The sequence below is a fragment of the Arthrobacter sp. Y3221114 genome (assembly GCF_059092625.1).
Genome location: NZ_JBNHHW010000006.1, coordinates 176,354 through 201,864, shown reverse-complemented (window position 1 = coordinate 201,864; position 25,511 = coordinate 176,354). Strand labels below are relative to the sequence as shown.

Sequence of the window (25,511 nt, the reverse complement as noted above, 5' to 3'; positions counted from 1 at the left end):
GCCGGATTACACGGCCCTGCCCCACGGGCCGCAGCACCAGGAAAGGACTGAGCCGTGAACGACGCTCAGCGCACCCCCACGCCCGACGATCTCGACACCCTGAGCCGCCAGCTCGGCAGGCCGGTGCGCGATGTCGTGGAAATCGGTGCACGGTGCGTGTGCGGAAACCCGCTGGTCGCCACGACGGCGCCGCGGCTCGGGAACGGAATCCCCTTCCCGACCACGTACTACCTGACCCACCCGGTCATCACGTCCGCGGTATCCCGGCTGGAAGCGGCAGGGGTCATGACGGAGATGACCGAACGGCTGGAGGGGGATCCGGAATTGGCCGCCGCCTACCGCCGCGCCCACGAGGAGTACCTGGCGGCCCGCGACGAGGTCGGCCGCCGGGCCGGTATCGGCGACGTGCCCGAGATCGCGGGAGTCTCCGCCGGCGGAATGCCCACGCGGGTCAAATGCCTGCACGTCCTGGTGGGTCATTCGCTGGCCGCGGGTCCGGGCGTGAACCCGCTGGGCGACGAAGCGCTTGAGCGGATCGCGGAATGGTGGACCGCGGACCGCTGCTACTGCTCCGGTGCCTGGGATGTTGACGGCACCGCTCCGGCCCGGGACCTGAGCCGCCACACCCGGACCCAGGGGCTGACGGTTGAAGAGCTGGCCGCGAAGAAGGCCCGGCGCGCCGGCGGCAAGGATGCGGCGGACGACGACGGCGCCGGAACCGCCAGCGGTTCCGCGTCCGGCCACGCCGGCGGAGGGAAGTCCTAGTGGCGCGCGTCGGAGCCATCGACTGCGGGACCAACTCGATCCGCCTGCTGATTGCCGATGTCGGGGACGGCGGGCTCACCGACGTGGTCCGCGAGATGAAGGTCGTGCGGCTCGGGCAGGGCGTCGACGCTACCGGGGCGCTGGCGCCGGAAGCGTTGGACCGGACCTTCGCGGCGGCGGAGGAATATGCCGGCCAGCTGCGCAGCCAGGGTGCCGAGACCCTGCGGTTTGTCGCCACCTCAGCCACCCGCGACGCCGCCAACCGCCAGGTCTTCGTCGACGGCATCCGCGAGCGCCTCGGGGTGGAACCGGAAGTGATCAGCGGCCGGGAAGAGGCCGAGCTGTCCTTCACCGGGGCGGCCAGCGTCCTGGCGCCGGAAGCGGGGGAGAAGGTACTGGTGGTGGACCTGGGCGGTGGCAGCACGGAGTTCGTGCTGGGAACCGCCGACGGGGTGCTGGCCGCGCTCAGCACCGACATGGGCTGCGTCCGGTTTACCGAGCGGCACCTGCTCTCGGACCCGCCAACCGCCGCGGAGATTGCCCACGCCGTGGCGGACGCCGAGGAACATCTGGCACGGGTGCTCGCCGAGGTGCCGCTGGCCGACGTCAACCGCCTGGTCGGAGTCGCGGGTTCCGTCACCACCGTTACCGCCCACGCCTTGCAACTGGCCCGGTATCGTCCGGAAGCCATCCACGGTGCGCACCTGGACGGTGCCCGGTTGGATTCAGCCTGCACCTCCCTCCTGGAGATGACGCGGCAACAGCGGGCTGCCTTGCCCTACATGCATCCGGGACGGGTGGATGTCATTGGCGCCGGCGCCCTCATCTGGCGGACCGTTTCCCGGCAACTGGCCGCACTGACCGGTGGCCGCGTGAACGGCGCGACCGCCAGCGAACACGATATTCTTGACGGAATCGCCCTGAGTGCGGCCACCCGGCTGCCGCACTGAGCTTCCCGGGTTCGGGGACCAAACCGCTTTGCCAACCGAAGGGACATCCATGCGCCAGCGCGACAGTGAACGGCCGGCCAGACGCGCGGCCGCGTCGAGGGCCTTCACGCTGGGTTCGGCGATTGCGGTACTCGCCTCGCTGGTGCTCGCCGGCCCGGTCCAGGCAGACGACACCCGCGGCAAGGAATACTGGCTGGACGCCTACGGGATCCGGGCCGCCTGGGACGAGTCGCAGGGCGAAGGCGTCAAGGTAGCAGTGATCGACAGCGGCGTAGACGCAACGCACCCCGACCTCAAGGGGGCCGTGGTCGGCGGTACGGACGTCTCCGGCTCCGGAGACCCCGACGGCCAGCGCGGCATCGGGCAAACACCTGAGCACGGCACCCTGGTTGCCACCCTGCTGGCCGGACGCGGGCATGCACCCGAAAAAGACAAGAAGGACGACAAAAAGAAAAACGACAAAGAGTCCAAGTCCGAGTCGAAGCACAAGGACGAGGGGATCGGCGCCGGCACGGACGGCGTGATCGGGGTGGCGCCGAAGGCACAGATCCTCACGGCCTCAACGTGGCTCGGGACACCCAACCCCTCGGGCATCGGCGTCGACGAGCAGATCCCCGCGGCCGTCCGCTGGGCCGTGGACAATGGCGCACAGGTCATCAACATGTCGCTGACCAGCTCCAGCACCTCCTGGCCGGAGAGCTGGGACGCGGCGTTCCTCTACGCCGAACAGCATGACGTGGTGGTCGTGGCCGCCGCCGGCAACCGCGCCGGCGGCACCGAACAGTCCGGCGCCCCGGCCACCATCCCCGGCGTGCTGACCGTAGCCGGATTGAACCGCGATGGCGAGGCGAGCCAGGAGGCCTCGGCCCAGAGCATCGTCATCGGTGTTGCGGCCCCGGCCGAGAACCTCGTCGGCGGACTGCCCGGCGGCCTCTATGCCGACTGGTCCGGCACGTCGGGAGCCACGCCGCTGGTCTCGGGCGTGGCCGCGTTGATCCGCTCCAAGTACCCGGACATGAGCGCGGCCCAGGTCATCAACCGCATCATCAGCACGGCCAAGGAAGCCGGTGTTCCGGGCCATGATCCGATCTACGGCTACGGCGTACTCGACGCGGAGGCTGCACTGAACGCCGACGTGCCGGAGGTCGCCGCCAACCCGCTCGGCTCCATCGCGCAATGGATTACGGTGCACCGCCGCGGTGAAGTCGCCGCGCCCCAGTCACAGGCTCCGGTGCAGTCCAAGGCCGAGGCGCCGGATATTCCGGAACCGACTACGCCCGTGGCGGTTCCCCCGCGCAGCGAAAACTCCGTGCTGCCGGCCATCCTCGTGTTTTCGTTCGGCGGGCTGATCGCCGCCGTCCTGGTGCTGGGCGCGGTCCAGACCATGCGGGCGCGCAAGGCGGTGCAGCAGGGCACGGCCGCGGTCGAGGAAGCGGACACGGACTTCATGCCGCCGATTCGGGAAGAGATCCGGAAGCCAGCCAAGCGCTGATTTCGCGGGGTCTGGGCGGCCATCACGGGTGCGGTCCACTTCGTGAAAATTTTCACAAAAGCCGCTATACTGGGGGCATGGCACTCACTCCTCCTCTGTCCGATCGTCCGCGCGTCCTGGTGGTCGGCGGCGGTTACGTTGGTCTTTACGTCGCGCTGAAGCTCCAGAAGAAGGTTAAGGGGCACGGCGGCATCGTTACCTTGGTGGATCCGCTGCCCTACATGACGTACCAGCCGTTCCTGCCCGAGGTGGCTTCCGGCAGCATCGAAGCCCGCCATGCCGTGGTCAACCACCGGCAGCACCTGCAGGACACCGAACTCATCACCGGCAAGGTGACTTCGATCGATCATGCGGCGAAGAAGGCCGTGGTCACTCCCGCCGTCGGCGACGCCTTCGAACTGGACTACCGCGACGTCGTCGTTGCCGCCGGTGCCGTGACCCGCACCTTCCCGATCCCCGGGCTGGCCGAGGCAGGGATCGGTTTGAAGACCATTGAAGAAGCCGTGGAACTGCGCAACAAGGTGCTCGAGCGGATCGAAACCGGTTCGTTGCTCCCCGAGGGGCCGGAGCGGACGCGCGCGCTGACCTTCGTCGGCGTCGGCGGAGGCTTCGCCGGCATCGAGGCCATGACCGAAATCGAGGACCTGGCCCGCTCCGCCGTCAAGAAGAACGGGCGGCTGCGCCAGGAAGAGCTGCGCTTCGTGCTGGTCGAGGCGATGGGCCGGATCATGCCCGAGGTCACCGAAGACCAGGCCAAGTGGGTCGTGGAGCACATGCGCTCGCGCGGCATCGAGGTCATGCTCAACACCTCGCTCGCCAAGGCAGAGGGCGGCGTGCTGGAGCTGATCAACATGCCGGACAAGACTCCCGCCGAAACCTTCGAGGCCGATACGCTGCTGTGGACCGCCGGCGTGCAGGCGAACCCGGTGGCCCGCAACTTCGGCTTCCCGCAGGACGAGCGCGGCCGGATCAAGGCCAACGCAACGCTCCAGATCGTCGACGAGAACGGCCCGATCGAGGGTGCCTGGACCGCCGGCGACGTCGCCGCCGTGCCGGACCTGACCGGCGGCGGCGTGGGTGGCTTCTGCGTCCCCAACGCCCAGCACGCCATCCGCCAGGCGAAGCGTCTTGCCAAGAACATCTACGCCGCCCGCTGGGGCGTGGGCACCGTCACCGAGTACAAGCACAAGAACCTCGGCGCCGTCGCCGGCTTCGGCCTCAATAAGGGCGTTGCCAAGATTATGGGCATCAAGCTCAAGGGCTGGCCGGCATGGATGGCCCACCGCGGCTACCACGGACTGGCCATGCCGACGGTGGAGCGCAAGATCCGCGTGATCTCGAACTGGTTCTGGACAATTTTCCTGGGCCGCGACACCACGCGCCTTGCCGACCTGCAGACCCCGTACCGCCAGTTCCGCGAGGCGGCCGCCCCCAAGCCTCGGCCGCAGGCTGCCGACGCTCCCAAACCGGCAGGGGATGCCAAGGGCACCGGGGCGGACAAGGAACTCGCCTCCACCGGCCGCTAGGCGCAACTCAGCAGCAGGCCCGGGTACCGCATCGGCGGTGCCCGGGCCTTACTGCATTCCAGGGGAGATTCCTCTGGAGTCCGGGGAGATTTACCTGGAGGGGCCGCCTAGAATGCTGCGGTGAGAATCAGGACAGAACAACGGGAAGACCGGCCCGCAGTCCTCCGGTTGGTGGCACGCGCCTTCGCCACCGACGACGGCGGTGAGCCGGTGGAAGCCCGACTGCTGGCCGAGCTGTACGACTGCGACGGCTTCCTGCCCGAGTTCTCGCTCGTCGCGGAGGAAGAGGGCGCCGTCGTCGGCCATGTCATCAGCACCCGCGGCTGGATTGGCGACGAGCCCGCGCTGGGACTGGGGCCCATCGCCGTGGACCCGGACCGTCAGCGTTCGGGTATCGGGGCTGCCCTGCTGGACGAAACACGGCGTCGCGCCGAGGACGCCGGGGAGAGCGTGATCCTGCTGCTGGGGAGCACCGGCTACTATCCGCGGTTTGGTTATCGGCCGGCCGGCGAAGTCGGCATCGGTGCCCCGGATCCAAGCTGGGGCGCCAACTTCATGGCCCTTCCACTGGCCGGCCGCCCGCTGCCCGCCGGTGTTTTCCGCTACGCCGAACCCTTCGGGCGGCTGTGAACCGGCGCAGGCCCATCAAGTACCCTAGATAGGTGCAGGAGTGTCCAGCCCCCGTAGTCCAATGGCAGAGACAACCGACTTAAAATCGGTCCAGTGTGGGTTCGAGTCCCACCGGGGGTACGGATTGAATGTGACGAGCGTTACAAGGATGTAACCCAAAACGCTTATTTTCACCAACAAATTGGACTAGTTTTCTCTGTAATCAGGAATACCTGGTGATCGCATCAAAGGTTCGCGGACCTTTCGATCGAGGAGAAAACATACATGACTGCAACACGCAACGCAGTGCTTTTCGGCACCGGCGGCAATTCCGCACGCGCGGGACGGGTGGCCGCGCTCGGATTGGGGATCGCTTTGTTTGCCTCGGCGTGCGGCGGGGGGACGACCACGCCCTCGGAGACCGGCGGGGGAGCAGGGACCTCGGCACCGGCGGGCGCATCCGGTTTGGTGTGTCCCGAAGCAGGAGAGGGCGGGGGCCCCACCGCAGGCGCGACGGGCGACCCGTCCGCTGTTCCGGAGACCAAGGGCTCCACCGACACCCCGCTGAAGATCGGCACGCTGCTGCCGGCCACCGGCTCGCTGGCCTTTTTGGGCCCGCCGGAAGTTGCAGGCGTCAAGCTGGCCGTTGACCGGATCAACGAGGCCGGCGGCGTACTGGGCAAAGACGTGGAAACCATCCAGCGTGACTCCGGTGATACCACCACCGACATCGCGACCCAGTCCGTGACCGAACTGCTGAGCGAGGACGTCAGTGCCATCGTAGGAGCAGCGTCCTCGGGCGTATCCAAGACCGTGATCAACCAGATCACCGGCGCAGGGGTGGTGCAGATCTCCCCGGCGAACACATCGCCCGATTTCACCACCTGGGATGACAACAACCTGTACTGGCGCACCGCCCCTTCGGACGTGCTCCAGGGCCGCACGCTGGGCAGCTACATGGTGTCCTGTGGCGCCCAGACGCTGGGCATGATCGTGTTGAATGACGCCTACGGCACCGGCCTGGCGGACAACGTCAAGCAGGCCTTTGAAGGCGCCGGCGGCCAGGTTGTGGCCACCGAAATGTTCAACGAGGGCGACTCCCAGTTCAGCTCGCAGGTGGACGCCGTCGTCAACGCCAAGCCCGACGCCATCGCGCTGATCACCTTTGACCAGATCAAGTCGATCGCGCCGCTGCTGCTGTCCAAGGGGGTCACCCCCGACCAGATGTTCCTGGTGGACGGCAACACCTCGGACCTGAGCGCGGACCTCGACCCGGGCGCCATGGTGGGTGCCCAGGGCACGATCCCCGGAACGTTCGCCAAGGAAGACTTCCAGGCGGCGTTGGCGGAAATGGACGACAACCTCAATTCCTACTCCTACGCAGGTGAGTCCTACGACGCGGTGAACCTCGTGGCCTTGGCAGCCGAAGCCGCCGGAAGCACCAAGGGCGAGGACATCGCCAAGGAAATGCAGGGCGTGTCCGCGGACGGTGAGAAGTGCTTCGACTTCGCCGGCTGTGTCACGCTGCTGCGCAACGGTGAGGATATCGATTACGACGGCATCTCCGGCCCGATCTCGTTCGACGAGAACGGTGACCCGACCGAGGCCTACATCGGCATCTACGAGTACGACGACACCAACGTACCCCAGCCGAAGCGCGAGGAGTTCGGCCAGCTGTAAGGCCGCTCCAGCACCACTGGTAAACACAGCAGAGGGTCCCGGCCGCCGGCCGGGACCCTCTGTCGTGCTACCGGTGGATGGGGGAGGGTGGGAGGCATGGACAGGGCCGCCTGGCATTGAACGGGGCCCAGGGGGGCCGCACGCGGCGGGAGTGCCTGCCTGTGGGGAGTGCTCATACGACGGCGGCGTGCCTCTGGGAGTGGTCGAACGACAGCGGCGTGCCTGTGGAGTGCCCAAGCGGCGGCAACACTTGTGGGAGTGCTTGAACGACGACGGCGCCCGCCCCGGAGGACGAGCGCCGCCGTCGAGGTGGCTGGCTGCGGGTGGACTCAGGCGGTGTCCGCGAGGGTGCCGAGGTAGAGCTGGATGACCTTCGGATCCTTCAGCAGCTCGCGGCCGGTACCGGTGTAGGCGTCCTTGCCCTGGTCCAGGACGTAACCGCGGTCGCAGATCTGCAGGCAGCGGCGCGCGTTCTGTTCCACCATGATGACCGAGACACCGGCCCGGTTGATTTCGTGCACCCGCAGGAACGTCTCGTCCTGCTTGACCGGCGAGAGGCCGGCGGAGGGCTCGTCCAGGAGCAGCACCGCCGGATCCATCATCAGGGCCCGTCCCATTGCCACCATCTGGCGTTCACCGCCGGAGAGCGAGCCGGCCCGCTGCGCGCGCCGCTTGGCCAGATCCGGGAAGATGCCCGCCACGAAATCGAAGCGCTTCCTGAAGTCCTTGGGCCGCTGGAACATGCCCATTTCCATGTTTTCTTCGATGGTCAGCGTCGAGAAGACGTTGTTGTTCTGGGGAACGAACCCGATGCCGCGGCTGACGAGCTTGTTTGCCTTCAGCCCGGTCAGGTCCTGGCCGCGGACCACGACGGTGCCGGAGTGGACCTTGACCAGGCCGAACATCGCCTTGAGCAGGGTCGATTTGCCGGCACCGTTGGGGCCGATGATGCCAATCAGTTCGCCCTGGCGGGCTTCGATGCTGCAGCCGTTAAGGATATTGACGCCGGGCAGGTAGCCGGCCACCAACTCCGTCACGGTGACCACCGGTTCCCCCGGTGCCACGGCTGCCGGGGTCGATTCTATGCGGCGCGCATTCATGGCTGGTCCTTCCTTCTCGGGCTTCGGTGGGTGTCGTCAACTTCGTCTGCGCTGGAATCACGCTCGCTGATGTGGTGGCCCAGGACGCCCTCGCTGGCCGTTCCCACCACCGACTCCGCGTCCTGCGCCAACTCTTCCTCCAGCGCCTCGACGCCTTCGGCGTCGCCCAGGTCGACGTCGTGGTGGGCGCCCAGATAGGCGTCGATCACTGCCTGATCCTTCATGACGATGGCAGGCGGACCTTCTGCCACGATCCTCCCTTCGGCCATGACGACCACCCAGTCGGCGATGTGGCGGACCATTTGCATGTCGTGTTCGACGAACAACACGGTCATGCCCTCGGCCTTCAGGTTTTTGACATGCTCCAGCAGCGACTGCGTCAGCGCGGGGTTGACGCCGGCCATCGGCTCATCGAGCATGACCAGCTTGGGCCGGACCATCAGGGCGCGCGCCATTTCCAGCAGTTTGCGCTGGCCGCCGGAGAGCGATGCCGCGTAGTCGTCCCGTTTAGAGTCCAGTTTGAATTTGGTCAGCAGGACGTCGGCCTGCTCGGTGATTTCCCGTTCCTTGGGCCCCCAGATGTTCTTGAAGAGGGCCTTGAACAGGTTCTCGCCGGACTGGCCGGTGGCACCCAGGCGCATGTTCTCCATGACGGAGAGCTTTCCCATGACCTTGGTCAGCTGGAACGTCCGCACCATGCCCATGCGCGCCACCTTGTAGGACGGCACGCCGGCGAGCGAATGCCCCTCGAAGGACCACTCGCCGCTCTGGGGGACGTCGAAGCCGGTAAGCAAATTGAACAGCGTGGTCTTGCCCGCCCCGTTCGGTCCGATCAGCGCCGTGATTTGGTGCCGTGGGATCTCGAGATATTCCACGTCCACGGCGTTGACGCCGCCGAACTGCCGGGTGACGTTTTTGGCGACGAGGATGGGATCCCGTTTCCGGCAGCCCGGGCCCGGCTCGTCGGCGGCAATGGGGCGGGTGTCCGTCATGTAATCGTTGTCCAGCTGGTCCGCCTGATCCGGGGCAGCTGTGGCGGACCCGGTCGTGGCGCGGTCTTGTTCGCTCATGTGAATGCCAGTTCTTTCTTGTTGCCCAGCACGCCTTGGGGCCTGAAGATCATCAGCAGCATCAAGGCGATGCCGACCAGGATGTAGCGGAGCTGTCCGGCCTGTGTGGTTGTCAGGAAGGTGATGTAGTCCGCCTCGATGGCACCGTAGAGCAGTCCCTGGGTCAGCGAGAGGACTACCCAGAAGATCATGGCGCCGATAACAGGGCCGAGGACGGTGGCCATGCCGCCCAGCAGCACGCAGGTCCAGAGGAAGAACGTCAGCTCCGTCTGGTAGTTGGCCGGTTGCACCGCTCCGCGGGGGAGGGTGAAGACCATGCCGGCCATGGTTCCGAACAGGCCGCCGATGATGAGGGCCTGCATCTTGTACGAGTACACGTTCTTGCCCAGGGACCGCACCGCGTTCTCGTCCTCGCGAATGCCTTTCAAAATCCGGCCCCAGGGGCTGCGCATCAGCAGGAACACCAGCAGGCAGCAGATTATCACCAGGCCCCAGCCGACCACGCGGATCCAGAGGCCGCGCTCATTCAGGCTCACCAGGCCGAAATTGTAGACGCCCTGCGGGAACGGGTTCAGGGCGAAGAACCCGCCTTCGAAGGCAGCCAAACCGTTGGCCGAACCGGTGATGTCCGTCAGGTCGTTGGTGGTGACCACGTACCGGATGATCTCCGCGGCAGCGATCGTGACGATGGCCAGATAATCCGCCCGGAGGCGCAGTGTGGGGATGCCCAGCAGCAGCGCAAAGATCACCGAGCCGATCAGGGCTATCAAGACGCCGACAAAGAACGGCACGCCCCACTCGAGCGTGGGAATGGCGAAGCCATAGGCGCCGATAGCCATGAAACCGGCTTGGCCAAAGTTCAGCAGGCCGGAATAGCCGAAGTGGACGGCCAGGCCGAGTGCAGCCAGAGCGTAGGCGGCCGTAGTCGGGCTGATGATTTCGCCCAGTGCGTTCGTGAATATGTTCAGGAAATCCATGGTGTTGCCTCCTAACCCACGCGCTCTCGACGGCCCAGGATGCCCTGTGGCCGGAACAGCAGGACGACGATCATGATCAGCAGGGCCCCGACGTACTTCAGGTCTGCTTCCAGCCAGAGCGTCGACAGTTCGACGAACAGGCCGACGATGACCGAACCGACCAGGGCGCCGAACACGGTGCCCAGGCCGCCGAGGATGACGCCGGCAAAGACGAGCAGCAGGATCTGCTGCCCCATGTTGAAGGTGACGCCGGGGCGGTAATAGGCCCAGAGGATGCCACCCAGCGCGGCCAGCACCCCGCCGACCGTCCAGACGATGCGGATTACGCCGTCAACATCGATGCCGGAGGCTGCCGCCAGCGCGGGATTATCGGCGACGGCCCTGGTCGCCTTGCCCAACCGGGTCTTCAGCAGCAGCATGGCAATCAGGATGATCACGATCAGGCTGACAACCAGGGAGAGCAGCGTATTGCGGCTGATCGAAATGTTGCCTAATTCCAGAATCGGGCTTCTTGCCTGCGGCAGCTGCTGCGTGGCGCCGCCGAAGTTGAACTGGATGACATAGCGGGCAGCCAAGGCCAGGCCGATGCTGATGATCATCATGGGGATCAGCCCGGTACCCCGATGACGCAACGGCTTCCACAGCCAGGCGTCCTGGGCCCAGCCGAACGCACCGCCCAGGACAATGGCCAACAGCATCGCCAGCCACACCGGAATGCCGAGAAGCGCGAAGCCGAACATCAGCACTGCGCCGGCGGTGACCATCTCGCCGTGGGCGAAGTTGGTCAGGCCGGTCGTGCCGTAGATGAGGGACAACCCCACCGAGGCCAGGGCCAGCAGCAGGCCGAAACTCAGGCCCGCAATGAGACGCTCTACGAAGATCTCGCCGAAACCGGCGCCTTGGAGCACAATGCCTTCCCCGAGCGGGAAGATGGCCGCGGCGTTGGACGTGTTGGTGAAGGTGACTTCCCGCGGATTGGGCGTGCCTTCGGCCAGCTCCACTCCCTCCGGAAAGGTGGAGACGTCCACTTCGACTTGATAGGTTCCCCGGACCGGAACACCGATCGACCAGGACCCGTTTTCGCCGGTGATTGCTTCGCCGCTGAATCCTTCGCCCGTGGCCGTGATCCGCACTCCCACGACGGGGCCGTCGGCATTGCGCAGGACGCCGCTGATCGTGTCGCGGAACGGCTCCGCCGGCGCGGTCGTCGTCGTACCAGGGGACGGCTCAGGTGAGGTGGTCGAAGCCAGTGAGGGGGGAGCGGACAAGAGGATCCCCGTGATGATCGCCAGTAAGGCGAGTAGTGTCCCCAATGGCCGAACAAGCTTCGGCATCGCGATCAAGATATGAACCTCCACAGTGGGGGGTGTGTCCGCCGGATCACCGGCAGGCGCTGACAGCGTCTGTGACGGAAATCACCGACGTGTCGTTTATGTTACCTGCGTCACGGGTGGCGGGAGGGTGCGTTCTGTCGCGATCAGGTAACAACTGTGAAGCCGTTGTTTAGCGTGGGTGAAACGTATCGGCTCCAGGGAGCAGCCGGTCTACCGGATGCCGGCCGAGCCGAGCGGGAGCGGCCGGATTCGCCGGGGTAGCTACAGGAAGCGGCGGAGAACTACAGGTAGAGCCCCGTGCCGCTGTCCGCTTCCTCGGGCTGGGAGACGGCGTGGACGTCGCGCTCGCGGAGGAGTGTGTAGTCGGCGGCGTTGACTTCGACTTCCGCCCGGTCTTCGGGGTCGAAGAGCACCCGGTCGCCGACCGCCACCTGGCGCACGTGCGGGCCCGCGGCGACTACCTCTGCCCACGCCAGGCGCTTGCCCATGACGGCGGTGGCCGGAATGACGATTCCCGAGGACGAACGGCGCTCGCTGCTGTCCTGGTCCGGGGCCACGAGGATGCGGTCATGGAGCATCCGCAGGGGCAGTGTGGCCCGGGCGGAGGAGCGGGGCGGGTTGGAAGGACTGCGGGAAGTCACTGGAGCATTCTACCCGGGGCAGGCGCAGCGGGCCGCCGGGAGGTCGGCGGCGCGGCCCGATAAGGGTTCACCGGCCCGTCATGGAATTTTCTGCCGTGTCGTTCGTTGGGATTGGTAGTCTAAGCATTAGCTCGCCCCCTGACGATGGAGGACAACAAGATGGCAATCGGAGGAAATCCGGTTTTCAACAACCCGAAGGCGTTCCGCGGTTCGCCCGCGGGACCTGCCGGAGCCGGCTCTGCCGTGCTGGCCGGCCAGACCCAGCTTTCCAGCCAGCAGTTGCAGGATCTGTACAACCAGCCGTCGGCGGGCCCTGCCCAGACCGGCCGGATGACCTATGACGACGTCATCCTCAAAACACTGGCCTGCCTGTCCCTGGTGGTCGTGGGCGGTGCCATCGGTTGGATGTTCCCGATCCTGCTGATTCCGGGCATGATCGCCGGCCTGGTCCTCGGCCTGGTCAACGCCTTTAAGCGGGAGCCGTCCAAGGGCCTCATCCTGGCCTACGCCGCCGCCGAAGGCCTGTTCGTCGGCGCCCTGTCCATGGTCATCGACGCGATGTACCCAGGGGTGGCCCCGCAGGCCGTGCTGGGCACCGTGTGCGTCTTCGCCGTCACGCTGGCCCTGTTCAAGAGCGGCAAGGTCCGCGCCACGCCCAAGGCCATGCGCTTCTTCATGATCGCGCTGATCGGCTACGCGCTCTTCTCCCTGGTGAACCTGGGCCTGATGTGGTTCGGCGTGCTGGACAACCAGTGGGGCATGCGCGGCGCGGAGATCAATATCATGGGCATCGGCATCCCGCTGGGCGTGCTCATCGGTTTGCTGGCCATCGGCCTGGCCGCGTTCTCCCTGATCGTTGACTTCACCTCGGTCGAACAGGGTGTAAAGCAGGGCGTGGACCGCAAGTACTCGTGGACGGCCGCCTTCGGCCTGACCGTGACGCTGGTCTGGCTCTACGTGGAGATCCTGCGCCTGCTCGCCATCCTCCGCGGCGACGAGTAATCCGCCGTATTTCTACCCACCGACCCCGGCCCGGAGCCGGGGTCGGCTGTTTTAAGCGGCGGCCCGGTACGGTGGATGCATGACGGGCCAGCGCAGCCGGGCAGCGACCGGCGAGCAGTATGAACTGCGGCGCGCCGGATCGCGGGCCGTGGTCACCGAACTGGCGGGCTGCCTCCGGCTCTTCGAAAAACAGGGCGTGCAGTTGACCGAAACGTTCGACGATGACCGGATCCCGCCCTCGGCCTCGGGCATCCTGCTGGCTCCCTGGCCCAATCGGGTGGACGGAGGACGGTGGGAGCTCGACGGCGCCGTCCAGCAACTGGACATCACGGAACCGGGCCGCGGCCATGCCATCCACGGGCTGCTGCGCAATACCGGCTACCGGCTGATCGACCGCAGCGGGTCCGCACTCGTGCTGCAGGCGGAGATCTTCCCCCAGCACGGCTACCCCTTCCGGCTCAGCCATGTCGCCGAGTACTCCCTGGACCAGGCCGGCGACCTGACGGTCCGGCAGGAACTGCTGAACCTGTCCGCAACGGCGGCCCCGGTAGCGCTGGGCGCTCATCCCTTCATCCGGCTGGGAGACGAACCCGCCGACCGGCTGACCCTGACCGTGCCGGCGGCGCGGTTCTTTCCGGCGGACCGGCACACCAAGATTCCGACGGCGGATGCCCCGGTCAACGACCAGACCGACCTGCGCAGTGGAGCCTTGGTGGCGGACCTGGACATCGACCGCGGCTATGCCGGACTGTCTGCCGGATCCGGCGGGCGCGTGGTGACCACACTCGCCTCGGAGGGCGGTTCGGTGGTCGGGCTGTGGCAGGAAGAACCCTTCCGCTACGTCCATGTCTTTGTGACCACAAAATATCCGGGCCGCGACCGCGCCGTAGCGGTGGAACCCATGACGGCGCCCGCCAACAGCCTCAATACCGGCCTGGGGCTTCAATGGCTGGAATCCGGTGCAACGTTCGGCGGAAGCTGGGGCATTACGGCGCAGCTTCACTGAACGCACGACTGGGTCGCAATATGAAACTATTGGGTGTATGAACCGGTCCTTCCCCGAAAACCGTCCGCTGCCGGCCGGACGCTTGGCCGGAGCCGACGGTCAACACCACGTCCGAGAGGACGTGCCCTATGCGCTGCGGATCAGTGCGGCTTGGGCGTGGCGGGTGGGCCTGATCCTGGTCGTCGGCGGACTGCTGGTCTGGCTGCTCAGTTTCGTCTCGCTGCTGATCATCCCGCTGATGGTCGCGGCGTTGATAGCCGCCTTGATTTCCCCCGTTGTCCGGTTCCTGCGCAAGGCCAAGGTTCCCAAGAGCCTGGCGGTGGTCATCACCATCCTGGGCTTCCTGGGGCTGATTGGCGGGGCTCTCTCCCTGGTCGGCCGGCAGCTCTACATCGGCTTCAGCGAGTTGTGGGACCAGGTGCTGCAAGGCATCGGCCAGGTCCAGGGTTGGTTGACCAACGGACCGCTCCGCCTGACCAACGAACAACTCAACGACTACCTGAACGAAGGCCTGGACCAGCTGCAGAACAACAGCAGCGCGATCTTCTCCAGCGCCCTCAGCGTCGGGTCCACCGCCGGACACCTGGTCACCGGCCTGCTGCTGACCATCTTCGCGCTGATTTTCTTCCTGTACGACGGTGACCGGATCTGGCGTTTCATGGTCGGGCTGCTGCCCAAGAAGGCGCGGGCGGCAGGCAATGGTGCCGGCCGCAAGGGATGGACCTCCATGGTCCACTACATCCGGGTCCAGATGTTCGTTGCCTTCGTTGACGCCGTCGGCATCGGCGCCGGCGCGGCCATCATCGGCGTGCCGCTGGCACTGCCGCTCGGCGTGCTGGTATTCCTTGGCTCCTTCGTCCCGATCGTTGGCGCCCTGCTCACCGGGTTCGTCGCCGTCCTCTTGGCCCTGGTGGCCAACGGATGGGTCAATGCGCTGATCATGCTCGCCATCGTGCTGGGTGTGCAGCAGTTGGAGGGCCACGTGCTCCAGCCGCTGATTATGGGCAAGGCGGTCTCGTTGCATCCGTTGGCCGTCGTGCTGGCCGTCGCCGGCGGCTCCATGGTCGCGGGAATCGCCGGTGCGCTCTTCGCCGTCCCCTTGCTCGCGATACTCAATGCGTTCGTAAAGTACATTGCCGCCCGCGGATGGGAAACGGATCCGGCCTTGGGCGCGCCGCCACCGGTGGAAGAGCCATACCGGGCGCCGGAACCGGCGTTGGCTTCGCCGGGTCCCGGAAATCCGCCCGAACCCTCAGACCGGGGACCCTCCCGCCGACGCCGCGCCCTGCCGCACAGAAAAGAGACCGACAAGTGACAGTCACCGCCCAGCTTCCCGTCACGCTCGACGACATCCAGGCCGCCCGGATAACCCTTGACGGCATCATCGCCAAGACGCCGATCGAACAATCCCGCGCACTGGGGCGGATGGTCGGCTCCGACGTGTTTTTCAAATGCGAGAACCTGCAGCGGGCCGGGTCATTCAAAGTCCGCGGGGCGTACGTGCGGATGGCCGGGCTGTCCGATGAGGAGAAGGCACGCGGCGTCGTGGCTGCCTCAGCCGGAAACCACGCGCAGGGCGTCGCGGTGGCTGCGGCCCGCCTGGGCATCAAGGCCCGTATCTTCATGCCGCTCGGCGTCGCCTTGCCGAAGCTCGCGGCCACCCGTGGCCATGGCGCCGAAGTGGTGCTGCACGGCCACAACGTGGACGAAGCCCTCGCCGAGGCCCAGCGCTATGCGGACGAAACCGGCGCGGTCTTCGTGCATCCCTTCGACAACCCGGACATCATCGCCGGCCAAGGCACCCTGGGGCTCGAGATCCTGGAGCAGGTCCCCAACGTCGAGACCATCGTCATGGGCGTCGGCGGCGGCGGACTGCTGGCCGGGGTCGCCACGGCGGTCAAAGCCAGGGCCAAGGAGCTGGGCCGCGAGATCAAGGTGATCGGCGTGCAGGCGGAGAACGCGGCAGCATACCCTCCCTCCCTCGCCGCCGATGCGCTGGTGCCGCTGCAGAAGGTCTCCACCATGGCCGACGGTATCGCCGTCGGCCGCCCCGGGCAGCTGCCGTTCTCCATCATCCGGGAACTGGTCGACGACGTGGTCACGGTCAGCGAAGACGCCCTGGCCCGCGCCCTGATCTTCCTGGTCGAGCGGTCCAAGCTGGTGGTCGAACCGGCCGGCGCCGTCGGCGTCGCTGCGCTCATGGAAGGTGTCATCCCGGATCCGGGCACCACGGCGGTGATTCTCTCCGGCGGAAACATAGATCCCATGTTGATGCTGAAAGTGATCCAGCGGGGGCTGTATGCCTCCGGCCGTTTCATGTCCGTGCGGATCATGCTCGACGATCGTCCCGGTTCGCTGGCCACGATTTCGCGGATCATCGCCGAATCGGATGCCAATGTCACCCGCGTGGACCATACCCGCATCGGCGGGTCCATCAGCATGGGTGACGTTGCCATCACCATCGACATCGAGACAAAGGGCCACGAGCACTGCGAACTGGTGCTCGGCAGCCTCCGCGCCGCGGGCTTCCAGCCCGTCGTCGTCCACTGACCGTGGCGGCCGGAATCCGTGGACTGCGCCCCGCCCCGGCGCTGGCCGGAGCCGGGGCATTCGCGGCACTGCTCTGGGTCGTCTTCCTGGTCAACATCCTTGCCGGCGGGTACTTCAGCCTGCTGCTGGGCATCGCCCCACGGCGGCTCGAGGGGCTCGACGGCGTGGTGTTCGCGCCGCTGCTGCACGCCGATACCAGCCATCTGTTGAGCAACACTGTCCCGCTGCTGGTGCTCGCGTTCCTGACGCTGCTGGAAGGGATCCGGCGGTTTTCCGTGGTGCTCGCCTGCAGCTGGCTGGCCTCGGGGCTGGGGGTATGGCTGACCGGTGCGGGCCTGACAATCGGCGCCTCGGGCCTGGTCTTCGGGCTGTTGGCCTACCTGTTGGTGCGCGGCTTCTACAATCACAGCTGGCGCCAGATCCTGCTGGCCGTGGTCATCTTTCTTTTCTACGGCTCGGTTTTGTGGGGCGTCCTGCCGACGGCGCTGCCCGGGATCTCCTGGCAGGCGCACCTTTTCGGGGCAGCCGGGGGAGTCGCCGCGGCGGTGCTGCTGCGCCGCCGCAGGCGGGGCCTGGGCTGAAACCGTTCCCCAGCGATCGGAAGCGCCCCACGCCTGCTGCCGCCTACGCGAAAGGGCGGGCTTTCGCAGGAGCCCGCCCTTTGTGATGGGGTGCGTGATCAGCCGGCGTAGGGCTTGGCCGAAATGATCTCCACGGTGATCTGCTTTCCGTTAGGCGCAGCGTAGGTGGTGGTTTCTCCCGCACGCAAGCCGTGGATGGCCGCGCCGAGCGGGGACTTTTCGCTGTACACGTCCAGGTCGGAATCGCCGGCCACCTCGCGGCTGCCCAGCAGGAAGCGCTCGGTGTCGCCGGCGATCTTCGCTTCGATGACCATGCCCGGCTCTACGATTCCGTCGTCAGCGGGTGCTTCGCCCACGTGGGCGTTGCGCAGCAACTCGGTGAGCTGACGGATCCGTGCTTCGGCCTTGCCCTGTTCTTCCTTGGCGGCGTGGTATCCGCCGTTTTCCTTGAGATCCCCCTCGGAGCGGGCCTGTTCGATGCGGTCGACAATCTCTGCCCGGCCGGGGCCCGAAAGGTGATCCAGTTCAGCCTTCAGGCGGTCGTAGGCTTCCTGAGTGAGCCAGGCGACGGGTGCGCTGGAAGTGGACACGTAGTTCTCCTTAGTTGCTGCCGGTGCCGCTGGGCGCGGGCCGGCACGGTGGCTCTTTGCACAAAAGGCCGCCAAGTTGGCGGCCACTCCATGCAAAGACCCCGCCATGAAGGTGAATCATTCGTTCTGGGAGTTCCCAGTTCACCGGAGGCGGGGCGGAATGTATTTGCTCAATTGTAGTCAGCCCCCGCCGGTTTTCCCAATAACACGGTGGCAAAAGATGCGCCGCACCCCGGAAAGCGAGACCGCGGGCGGCGCCCACCGGGGGCGTCAGCCGCTGGCGTCGGCGGCCCAGCAACTGTCCACGCCGCCGGAGACAGCCAAGGATTCTGTCCTTAGCTGAACGCGGTGTGCCGTGGTCTCGGCCGTATCCCCCTCGGCGGCGGGCCCGATCGTGGCGACCTTCCAGCCGACGACGGCGTAGTTCTCGCTCAGGGCCTGTACGGCGCAGTGGACCGTAGCCTCGGGGTTCTTGGTGACTTGGAAGTCCACGGTGATGTGGCCGGCGTCGGCCACCGAAAAGCCAACGTCCTTGCTCTCAACCTGCGGCCCGTCCTGGCCCAGGGCGAAGAAACCGGCGCCGATGACTGCCACGCCCAGGGCCCCGCCGGCCAGTGCCAGCTTGCTGCGGCGGGACAGCGTCCGCCGCGGCGTGCCGTAACGTTCGGAAACCGTTAAGCTGGGGGGAGTCTGAGGAGTTCGGGGGCCGGAGGTGCTCACGCCCTCAAGTTTAGCTTCCCACCCACCCACGCAAGATTTTCCAGGAGCAGCCACGTGAGCTTCGATGCAGCCAAGCCGGCGCAGAGTGAGGGACTGCGCCTGCTGGCGGTCCACGCCCATCCGGACGACGAATCCAGCAAGGGCGCCGCGTCCATGGCGCGTTATGCCGCCGAAGGCGTCCAGGTGCTCGTCGCGACCTGCACCGGCGGTGAACGCGGCGACATCCTCAACGCGGAGGCCGCCTCCGATCCGCAGGCGCACCGGGACCTGGCCGGAATGCGGCGGGTGGAGATGGCCCGGGCTGCAGCGGAGCTGGGCGTACAGCATCGCTGGTTGGGGTTCGCGGATTCGGGCCTTCCGGAGGGGGATCCGCTGCCGCCGCTGCCGTTCGGCAGCTTCGCCACCCTGCCTCTGGAACGGGCGGCGGCTCCGCTGGTTAAGCTGGTCCGCGAGTTCCGTCCGCATGTGGTGATCAGCTACGACGAGAACGGCGGCTACCCGCACCCGGACCACATCATGGCCCACAAGGTGGCGGTGGAGGCGTACCACGCTGCCGGTGACCCGGAGCGCTACCCGGACGCGGGCAGTCCCTGGGAGCCGCTCAAGCTTTACTATGACCGTGCCTTCAACCCGGAACGGTTCCGCGCACTGCACTACGCCCTGGAGGAAGCCGGCCTGCAGTCGCCCTACGCCGCACGCCTCGCGGCATGGCTGGAGGCCGACGCTGAGGGGCACCAGCCGCCCATGCCCAACCACCGGACCACTACGCAGATCGACTGCGGCGACTTCTTCCGCCACCGCGACCGCGCGCTGCTGTCGCACCGCACCCAAGTGGAGCCCACCGGGTTCTTCTTCGCGGTTTCGGAGGAAATGCAGCGGACCGTCTGGCCGTGGGAGGATTTCTCGCTGATCCACGCCCGGGTGGAGACCAGCGTGCCCGAAACGGATTTTTTCGCGGGCATAAGATAGACCTTGCAGCCAACCCGCGCCGGAGCTGAAGTTTTCCGGGACGCAGCGAGAAAGAGATTGAAACTTGCCCCTGATCCAGATCCTTGCCGCCGTCACCGCCGGTGCCGGCGAACCCACTCTCCGGCCCGGCCTGGACGCTGACCAGGTTTCGCCCGGGCCCTGGGGCTTCTTCTTCACCTTTGCCCTTGCGGCCGTGGTGGTTTTCCTGATCTGGGACATGTCCCGGCGCATCCGGCGGGTGCGCTACCGCTCCCAGGTGGAGGAGAGCGGAGGCCACGATGCGCGGGAGGCCGGCCCCAAAGCGTCCGGGCAGGCAGGCGGGGGCACGCGCGGGCACACGGACGGCGGCGGCACCGAAACGGGCAGCACGAACGAACACAGCGGCGGCTCGGGCCGCCCGGACCGCCGGGAGTGACCATGGCCGGCAGACTGCGCTCAGAGGCTTCGGCCTACTTGCGGCAGCATGCCGGGAACCCGGTGGACTGGTGGCCGTTCGGTGACCAGGCCTTTGAACAGGCACGTCTGCGCGACGTGCCTGTTTTCGTTTCGGTCGGCTACGCGGCGTGCCACTGGTGCCATGTGATGGCCGGTGAATCCTTCGAGGACGAGGCCACGGCCCGCTACCTGAACGAGCACTTCGTTCCGGTTAAAGTGGACCGGGAGGAACGTCCGGACGTGGACAACGTCTACATGGCGGCCACGCAGCTGATGACCGGCCAGGGCGGCTGGCCGATGAGCGTCTTCGCCCTGCCCGACGGCCGGGCCTTCTATGCCGGCACCTACTTCCCACCGCGGCCGCTGCCGGGCCAGCCATCCTTCCGCCAGGTGCTTCAGGCGGTCCATGAAGCCTGGGAGCAGCGCCGCGGCGCCGTTGAAACCACTGCCGCCTCGCTGGCCCAGGCCCTCGCGCAGGCCGGGGAAGCCAACCGTGAACTCCTCGGGGACCTCACCCCGGCGCCCGACGACGGCGCGGCGGACCAGTCCCACGATTTGGGGCCGGGACCGGTGCAGGTGTCCGCCAGCGGCTGGGGTGCGGGCCGCCCGGTCCTCGAACAGGCCGTCGAGGTCCTGGCGCGCCAGGAGGACACCGTCTTCGGCGGGTTTGGCGCGGCCCCCAAATTTCCGCCGTCGGCCGTACTGCACTTCCTGCTCCGGCATGCTGCGGCCTCGCGGTCCGACACTGCGGGGCAGGCCGCCGGATTATCTTCCCGCACGTTGTCCGCCATGGCCGGCTCCGCGTTGTACGACCAGGTGGAGGGCGGCTTTGCCCGCTACGCGGTGGATCGAAAGTGGTCCGTGCCGCACTTCGAAAAAATGCTCTACGACAATGTCCAGTTGCTGCGCGTGTATGCCCAATGGGCCTTCCAGTCTTCGGTCGAGGCCGAGCGGAACCTGGGGCGGGCGGTCACGGCCGGTACGGCGGACTGGATGGTGGACCGGCTGCGGTTGGCGCACGGCGGGTTGGCGTCCTCGCTCGACGCCGACACCGTCGTCGACGGCATCCACCATGAAGGCGCAACCTACCTGTGGTCGCCGGCAGAGCTGCAGGAGGCGCTCGGCGACGACGACGGCGGCTGGGTCGCGTCCGTGATGGGTGTGGGCGAGCGGGGGAACGTCAGCGCCACCGGGTCGACGTTGCACCCGGGACGGGTGCTGGGGCCGGACGAGCGGCAGCGCTGGGAAGGGTTGCGTCCGGTACTGCTGGCGGCACGCAAGAAACGGCCGCAGCCCGAGCGGGATGAAAAAGTTGTTGCCGGTTGGAACGGGCTGGCCGTGGCCGGGCTGGCCGAAGCCGGAGAGCTGCTCGAGCGGCCCGACCTGACCGCCGCCGCCGTGGCCGTGGCGGACTACCTGCTGGCCGTGCATCTGGACGGCTCCGGCCGGCTTGCCCGGGTTTCCCACAACGGTTCTGCCCAGCACTTCGAAGGTTTGCTGGAGGACTATGCCGGCTGTGCGGAAGGACTGTTCTCGCTGTATGCGGCCACCGGGGAGCCCCGCTGGTTTGCCACCGCGGAAGCGCTGGTGCTGCGCGCGGAGGAGGTGTTCCTGGGCGAGGGTCAACTTAACGACCAGGCGGCCCCTGCCGCCCAGGTGGCTGCCGCCGCCGGATCCGTTCCGCCCGCGGATCCGCTGGAGAGCGCCACCCCCAGCGGCACCAGCCTGTTTGCCGGCGCGTTGGCCACCTATGCGGCCTACAGCGGCTCCGCCCGTCACCGGGATCTGGCCGGCCGGCTGCTCGGCTATCTGGAGCGGATTGCCGTGCGGGCACCGCGTGCTGCCGGGTGGGGCCTCGCAACTGCGCAGGCACTGGCGTCCGGGCCGGTGGAGCTGGCAGTCACGGGGGCACCGGGTGCAGCCGCCGCACTCATAGCCGCGGCGCGCGCAACCGGCAGCCCGGGCATGGTCATCGCCCGTTCCGGACAGGCGCGGCCGCCGGAGGGGGCGGCCCCGCTGCTGGCCGACAAGCCAGCCCCGGCGGAAGGTGCGCTCGCTTACGTGTGCCGCGGAATGGTCTGCCGCCGGCCGGTGGCGACCGTCAATGGCCTGCTGGCCGAGCTCGGCGCGGGAGCAGGCTGAGCCCGGAACAGTTCCGAAAGCCCTTTGCGACCGTCAACCGGAGCGGCCCAGCACCGCGATGACGATGGCGATGTAATGGCAGACGAAAGCCACCACGGTGAAGGCATGGAACAACTCGTGGAAGCCGAACCAGGTGACAGAGAAATTCGGCCGCTTGATCCCGTAGACCACCGCACCGCCAATGTAGAGAACGCCTCCCGCGCAGATCAGGACCGAAGCGGGGACGCTGGCAGCGAAGAAGTCGGGCAGGTAGAACAGCGCTGCCAGCCCGAGGGCGCAATAGATCGGGACATAGAGCCAGCGCGGGGCATGGGGCCACAACACCCGGAACCCGACGCCGGCGATGGCTCCGGCCCAGATCAGCCACAGCAACAGCGTGGCCTTCGCCGGTTCCAACAGTGACCAGGCCAGCGGCGTGTACGTTCCGGCGATGACCAGCATGATGTTGGTGTGGTCCAGGCGCTTGAGCACCAGCTTGACGTTGGGGCTCCAGTTGCCGCGGTGATAGACGGCGCTGACGCCGAAGAGCAGCAAGCCCGTGACCGCGTAGACCGCGCAGGCCCATTTGGCCGCTGCGGTGGGTGCCAGAGCCACGAGGACAATTCCGGCTGCCAGGGCCAGCGGGGTGGCCCCCGCATGCAGCCAGCCACGGAACCTCGGCTTGATATTGAGTGCGTCGGCGACCTGCTCCACGGTCCGTTCGATGGGGCCGTCCGTCGCCTCCCGGCGAGCAGGGGAATCGTCGTAACCGCCCCGGGAGCCCGATGGCCCGGTGGCGGCGCCGTGTTCACTCATGCGGATATTCTAGCGGCCGGGGCGGCCGTGGTTACCGGTCGGTAACAAGGTGTGGCGCGGAACCGACCGAACGGGGGGATAGAATTCTAAGTCGTGAACGGGCGATCAGGAAGGCGGGGTGCTGTGTCTCTTCCCGGCGTCCTGTACCGCCTATATGAGCGGCGCCTGCAGCGCTCGCTGGCGCCTGACCGGATCCCGGGCCACATCGGCGTGGTGGTTGACGGCAATCGGCGCTGGGCCAAACTGGCCGGGGCGCCCACGCGGGAAGGGCACCAGGCGGGGGCCGACAAGATCCTGGAGTTCCTGGGCTGGTGCGGCGACCTGGGCATCAAGGTGGTCACGCTCTACATGTTGTCCACGGACAACATGGGCCGTTCGGAAGACGAATTGCGCGAACTGTTGGGTGTCATTGGCAATACGTTGGACCGGTTGGGCGAGGGCAAGAACGTGCGCGTCCATCCCGTCGGGGCGCTGGAGACGCTCCCGGCCGACCTCGCCGCCAAACTCAGCGCTCTGGGGGAGCAGACCGCGTGTGTCAACGGCGTCCACGTGAACGTGGCCGTGGGTTACGGCGGCCGACGGGAAATCGTAGACGCGGTCAAGGGCCTGCTCCGCCATGCCGACGCCGAAGGCAAGAGCCTGGCCGACGTTGCCGGTGCGCTGGGCGTGGAGGACATCTCCCGCTACCTGTACACCAGCGGCCAGCCGGACCCGGACCTGGTCATCAGGACCTCCGGCGAACAGCGGCTCTCCGGCTTCCTGATGTGGCAAAGCGCCTACAGCGAATACTACTTCTGCGAGGCCCTGTGGCCGGATTTCCGGCGTCTGGACTTCCTGCGCGCCCTGCGCGACTACGCCAGCCGGCAGCGCCGTTTCGGCGCCTGAGCAGGGCCGCGGAGCGGGCGGCTCACCGACATCGTTCCCGTTCGCGCAGAATTCATTGAAACGATTTCTCCCGGGCTCTTGTCTTAGTGAATTACATCCGCGTAATTTTGGACTATCAGTCAGCAAAACCGCAGATTGATCGGGAGGCCACCAGTTTGATGCGCACAGCGAAAGCCGCATCGGGGGAGGCCGGTTCCGGCCTGGTGGCCCTACCGTCCACGCCCCGCTTCAATCAGTCGGAGCCGTCGCGCTCCGGACGGGAGCAAGCATGACCGCCACCAAGAATCCGCACCCTGCCGCCACGACCGGACCCGGGAAGCAGCCCGCCGCTGCCACCTCGTCCGGTCGTTCTGTTTCCGCCGGGGAACCGGAGACAGCGCGGGCGTCGTTTGTCCTGGACACCTCTGTGCTGCTGTCCGATCCCCGGGCGCTGCTGCGCTTCGCCGAGCACGAGGTCATCCTGCCGGTGGTGGTGATCACGGAGCTGGAAGGCAAGCGGCACGACCCGGAGCTTGGCTATTTCGCCCGCCAGGCGCTGCGCCTGCTGGATGACCTGCGCGTGCAGCACGGGGGCCTGAACCAGGCCATACCGCTGGGTGCGGAGGGCGGCACGCTGCGGGTGGAGCTCAACCACATTTCGCCCGAAGTGCTGCCGGCCGGATTCCGCGGCGGCGGCAACGACAGCAGGATTTTGGCCGTGGCCAAGAACCTGGCCGTCGAGGGCCGCAACGTCACCGTGGTCTCCAAGGACCTGCCCATGCGGGTGAAAGCGTCTGCGCTGGGGCTGCGTGCGGACGAGTACCGCAACGAACTGGTCAAGGACTCCGGCTGGACCGGCGTGGCCGAGCTGGATGTGGCCGACGACGACGTGAACGCGCTGTATGGACACGAGCCGGTGTTCATCCCGGAAGCGGCGGAGCTGCCCGCCAACACCGGCCTGGTGCTGCTCTCCAACCGCGGATCGGCGCTCGGCCGGGTGGGAGCCGACAAACAGGTCCGCCTGGTCAAGGGCGACCGTGACGTGTTCGGTTTGCACGGCCGTTCCGCGGAGCAGCGGCTGGCCATCGACCTGCTGATGGACCCGGAGGTCGGAATAGTCTCCCTCGGCGGACGGGCCGGTACCGGCAAGTCCGCCCTGGCGCTGTGTGCCGGGCTGGAAGCGGTGCTGGAGCGGCGCGAGCACCGGAAGGTGGTGGTGTTCCGGCCGCTGTACGCCGTCGGCGGCCAGGAGCTCGGGTACCTGCCGGGCTCCGAATCGGAAAAGATGAATCCGTGGGCGCAGGCGGTGTTCGACACGCTCGGCGCCCTGGTCTCGAACGAAGTGGTCGAGGAAGTCATGGACCGCGGCATGCTTGAGGTGCTGCCGCTGACCCACATCCGCGGCCGCTCGCTTCACGATTCGTTCGTGGTGGTGGATGAAGCGCAGTCCCTGGAGAAGAACGTGCTGCTGACGGTGATGAGCCGGATCGGCCAGAACTCCAAGATTGTCCTCACCCACGATGTGGCACAGCGTGACAATCTGCGCGTCGGACGCCACGACGGCATCGCCGCCGTCGTGGAAACGCTCAAGGGGCACCCGCTCTTCGGCCACGTGACGCTGACACGGTCGGAGCGCTCGCCCATTGCGGCCCTGGTCACGGAGCTGCTGGAGGGAGCCGAGATCTAGCCGGCGGCATCCGCGGCCTGTTGGAG

Annotated in this window: 24 protein-coding genes and 1 tRNA gene; 17 read left to right on the top strand and 8 right to left on the bottom strand. The window is 67.1% G+C overall.

Features of this window, described 5'->3' with window-relative positions:
• Positions 1 to 54 precede the first annotated feature (54 nt).
• The 7 genes from AC5RV3_RS14255 to AC5RV3_RS14225 all read left to right on the top strand — a co-directional run bounded on the left by AC5RV3_RS14255 (position 55) and on the right by AC5RV3_RS14225 (position 7,022).
• Entirely contained in the window at positions 55 to 765 is a 711-nt protein-coding gene (locus AC5RV3_RS14255) for a DUF501 domain-containing protein (protein ID WP_494122702.1), read from the top strand.
• On the top strand, positions 765 to 1,715 hold the full coding sequence (locus AC5RV3_RS14250) for a Ppx/GppA phosphatase family protein (RefSeq protein ID WP_494122701.1): 951 nt from the start codon (positions 765 to 767) through the stop codon (positions 1,713 to 1,715). The genes AC5RV3_RS14255 and AC5RV3_RS14250 overlap by 1 nt, the downstream gene beginning before the upstream one ends.
• A gap of 49 nt (positions 1,716 to 1,764) precedes the next feature.
• Complete coding sequence (locus AC5RV3_RS14245) at positions 1,765 to 3,207, top strand: S8 family serine peptidase (protein ID WP_494122700.1); 1,443 nt, start codon at positions 1,765 to 1,767, stop codon at positions 3,205 to 3,207.
• A 77-nt stretch (positions 3,208 to 3,284) separates the two neighbouring features.
• Positions 3,285 to 4,733: an NAD(P)/FAD-dependent oxidoreductase gene (locus AC5RV3_RS14240; protein ID WP_494122699.1), complete on the top strand. Its 1,449-nt coding sequence runs from the start codon at positions 3,285 to 3,287 to the stop codon at positions 4,731 to 4,733.
• Positions 4,734 to 4,853: 120 nt separating this feature from the next.
• On the top strand, positions 4,854 to 5,363 hold the full coding sequence (locus AC5RV3_RS14235; RefSeq protein ID WP_494113280.1) for a GNAT family N-acetyltransferase: 510 nt from the start codon (positions 4,854 to 4,856) through the stop codon (positions 5,361 to 5,363).
• Between the two features lie 47 nt (positions 5,364 to 5,410).
• Positions 5,411 to 5,483 (top strand) — tRNA-Leu (locus AC5RV3_RS14230).
• Between the two features lie 144 nt (positions 5,484 to 5,627).
• Complete coding sequence (locus AC5RV3_RS14225) at positions 5,628 to 7,022, top strand: ABC transporter substrate-binding protein (RefSeq protein WP_494113279.1); 1,395 nt, start codon at positions 5,628 to 5,630, stop codon at positions 7,020 to 7,022.
• A gap of 329 nt (positions 7,023 to 7,351) precedes the next feature.
• Here the strand turns inward: AC5RV3_RS14225 and AC5RV3_RS14220 are convergent, their stop codons facing one another.
• The 5 genes from AC5RV3_RS14220 to AC5RV3_RS14200 form a co-directional block, all read right to left on the bottom strand.
• Positions 7,352 to 8,122 carry an ABC transporter ATP-binding protein gene (locus AC5RV3_RS14220; RefSeq protein WP_494122698.1) on the bottom strand — a complete coding sequence of 257 codons (771 nt, stop codon included), beginning with the start codon at positions 8,120 to 8,122 and terminating at the stop codon, positions 7,352 to 7,354.
• On the bottom strand, positions 8,119 to 9,114 hold the full coding sequence (locus AC5RV3_RS14215; protein ID WP_494122749.1) for an ABC transporter ATP-binding protein: 996 nt from the start codon (positions 9,112 to 9,114) through the stop codon (positions 8,119 to 8,121). Before AC5RV3_RS14215 ends, AC5RV3_RS14220 begins: the two co-directional genes overlap by 4 nt.
• A gap of 74 nt (positions 9,115 to 9,188) precedes the next feature.
• Positions 9,189 to 10,169 carry a branched-chain amino acid ABC transporter permease gene (locus AC5RV3_RS14210; RefSeq protein WP_494113278.1) on the bottom strand — a complete coding sequence of 327 codons (981 nt, stop codon included), beginning with the start codon at positions 10,167 to 10,169 and terminating at the stop codon, positions 9,189 to 9,191.
• Between the two features lie 11 nt (positions 10,170 to 10,180).
• On the bottom strand, positions 10,181 to 11,503 hold the full coding sequence (locus AC5RV3_RS14205) for a branched-chain amino acid ABC transporter permease (RefSeq protein WP_494122697.1): 1,323 nt from the start codon (positions 11,501 to 11,503) through the stop codon (positions 10,181 to 10,183).
• Between the two features lie 281 nt (positions 11,504 to 11,784).
• The gene (locus tag AC5RV3_RS14200) at positions 11,785 to 12,081 is read right to left on the bottom strand and encodes a GroES family chaperonin (RefSeq protein ID WP_493978707.1); all 297 of its coding nucleotides are present in this window, start codon (positions 12,079 to 12,081) and stop codon (positions 11,785 to 11,787) included.
• A 222-nt stretch (positions 12,082 to 12,303) separates the two neighbouring features.
• Here AC5RV3_RS14200 and AC5RV3_RS14195 point away from each other — a divergent pair, with 222 nt between their 5' ends.
• From AC5RV3_RS14195 to AC5RV3_RS14175, 5 genes are all read left to right on the top strand, one after another.
• Complete coding sequence (locus AC5RV3_RS14195) at positions 12,304 to 13,146, top strand: Bax inhibitor-1/YccA family protein (protein WP_494122696.1); 843 nt, start codon at positions 12,304 to 12,306, stop codon at positions 13,144 to 13,146.
• A gap of 79 nt (positions 13,147 to 13,225) precedes the next feature.
• Positions 13,226 to 14,152, top strand: coding sequence for an aldose 1-epimerase family protein (locus tag AC5RV3_RS14190; protein WP_494122695.1), 927 nt, complete (start codon positions 13,226 to 13,228; stop codon positions 14,150 to 14,152).
• Between the two features lie 37 nt (positions 14,153 to 14,189).
• Positions 14,190 to 15,467 (top strand): AI-2E family transporter, encoded by a 1,278-nt coding sequence (locus AC5RV3_RS14185; protein WP_494122694.1) that lies wholly within the window; start codon positions 14,190 to 14,192, stop codon positions 15,465 to 15,467.
• Positions 15,464 to 16,702, top strand: coding sequence for a threonine ammonia-lyase (gene ilvA, locus AC5RV3_RS14180; protein ID WP_494113273.1), 1,239 nt, complete (start codon positions 15,464 to 15,466; stop codon positions 16,700 to 16,702). The genes AC5RV3_RS14185 and ilvA overlap by 4 nt, the downstream gene beginning before the upstream one ends.
• A gap of 2 nt (positions 16,703 to 16,704) precedes the next feature.
• Positions 16,705 to 17,283: a rhomboid family intramembrane serine protease gene (locus tag AC5RV3_RS14175; protein WP_494122693.1), complete on the top strand. Its 579-nt coding sequence runs from the start codon at positions 16,705 to 16,707 to the stop codon at positions 17,281 to 17,283.
• 98 nt (positions 17,284 to 17,381) lie between these two features.
• On the opposite strand, the gene greA is transcribed toward AC5RV3_RS14175, so the two are convergent.
• Positions 17,382 to 17,873 carry a transcription elongation factor GreA gene (gene greA, locus AC5RV3_RS14170; RefSeq protein ID WP_494113271.1) on the bottom strand — a complete coding sequence of 164 codons (492 nt, stop codon included), beginning with the start codon at positions 17,871 to 17,873 and terminating at the stop codon, positions 17,382 to 17,384.
• Between the two features lie 270 nt (positions 17,874 to 18,143).
• On the bottom strand, positions 18,144 to 18,593 hold the full coding sequence (locus AC5RV3_RS14165) for a DUF4307 domain-containing protein (RefSeq protein ID WP_494122692.1): 450 nt from the start codon (positions 18,591 to 18,593) through the stop codon (positions 18,144 to 18,146).
• Between the two features lie 54 nt (positions 18,594 to 18,647).
• Here AC5RV3_RS14165 and mca point away from each other — a divergent pair, with 54 nt between their 5' ends.
• From mca to AC5RV3_RS14150, 3 genes are all read left to right on the top strand, one after another.
• Positions 18,648 to 19,562 carry a mycothiol conjugate amidase Mca gene (mca, locus tag AC5RV3_RS14160; RefSeq protein ID WP_494122691.1) on the top strand — a complete coding sequence of 305 codons (915 nt, stop codon included), beginning with the start codon at positions 18,648 to 18,650 and terminating at the stop codon, positions 19,560 to 19,562.
• 64 nt (positions 19,563 to 19,626) lie between these two features.
• Positions 19,627 to 19,977 carry a hypothetical protein gene (locus AC5RV3_RS14155; protein ID WP_494122690.1) on the top strand — a complete coding sequence of 117 codons (351 nt, stop codon included), beginning with the start codon at positions 19,627 to 19,629 and terminating at the stop codon, positions 19,975 to 19,977.
• A 2-nt stretch (positions 19,978 to 19,979) separates the two neighbouring features.
• Complete coding sequence (locus AC5RV3_RS14150; protein WP_494122689.1) at positions 19,980 to 22,139, top strand: thioredoxin domain-containing protein; 2,160 nt, start codon at positions 19,980 to 19,982, stop codon at positions 22,137 to 22,139.
• 33 nt (positions 22,140 to 22,172) lie between these two features.
• On the opposite strand, the gene trhA is transcribed toward AC5RV3_RS14150, so the two are convergent.
• A complete protein-coding gene (trhA, locus tag AC5RV3_RS14145) occupies positions 22,173 to 22,934 on the bottom strand; it encodes a PAQR family membrane homeostasis protein TrhA (RefSeq protein WP_494122688.1) in 762 nt (253 codons plus the stop codon).
• 123 nt (positions 22,935 to 23,057) lie between these two features.
• On the opposite strand from trhA, the gene AC5RV3_RS14140 reads away from it, so the two are divergent.
• Entirely contained in the window at positions 23,058 to 23,819 is a 762-nt protein-coding gene (locus AC5RV3_RS14140) for an isoprenyl transferase (protein WP_494113265.1), read from the top strand.
• 268 nt (positions 23,820 to 24,087) lie between these two features.
• A complete protein-coding gene (gene phoH2, locus AC5RV3_RS14135) occupies positions 24,088 to 25,485 on the top strand; it encodes an RNA 5'-3' helicase PhoH2 (protein WP_494122687.1) in 1,398 nt (465 codons plus the stop codon).
• Positions 25,486 to 25,511: the final 26 nt, after the last annotated feature.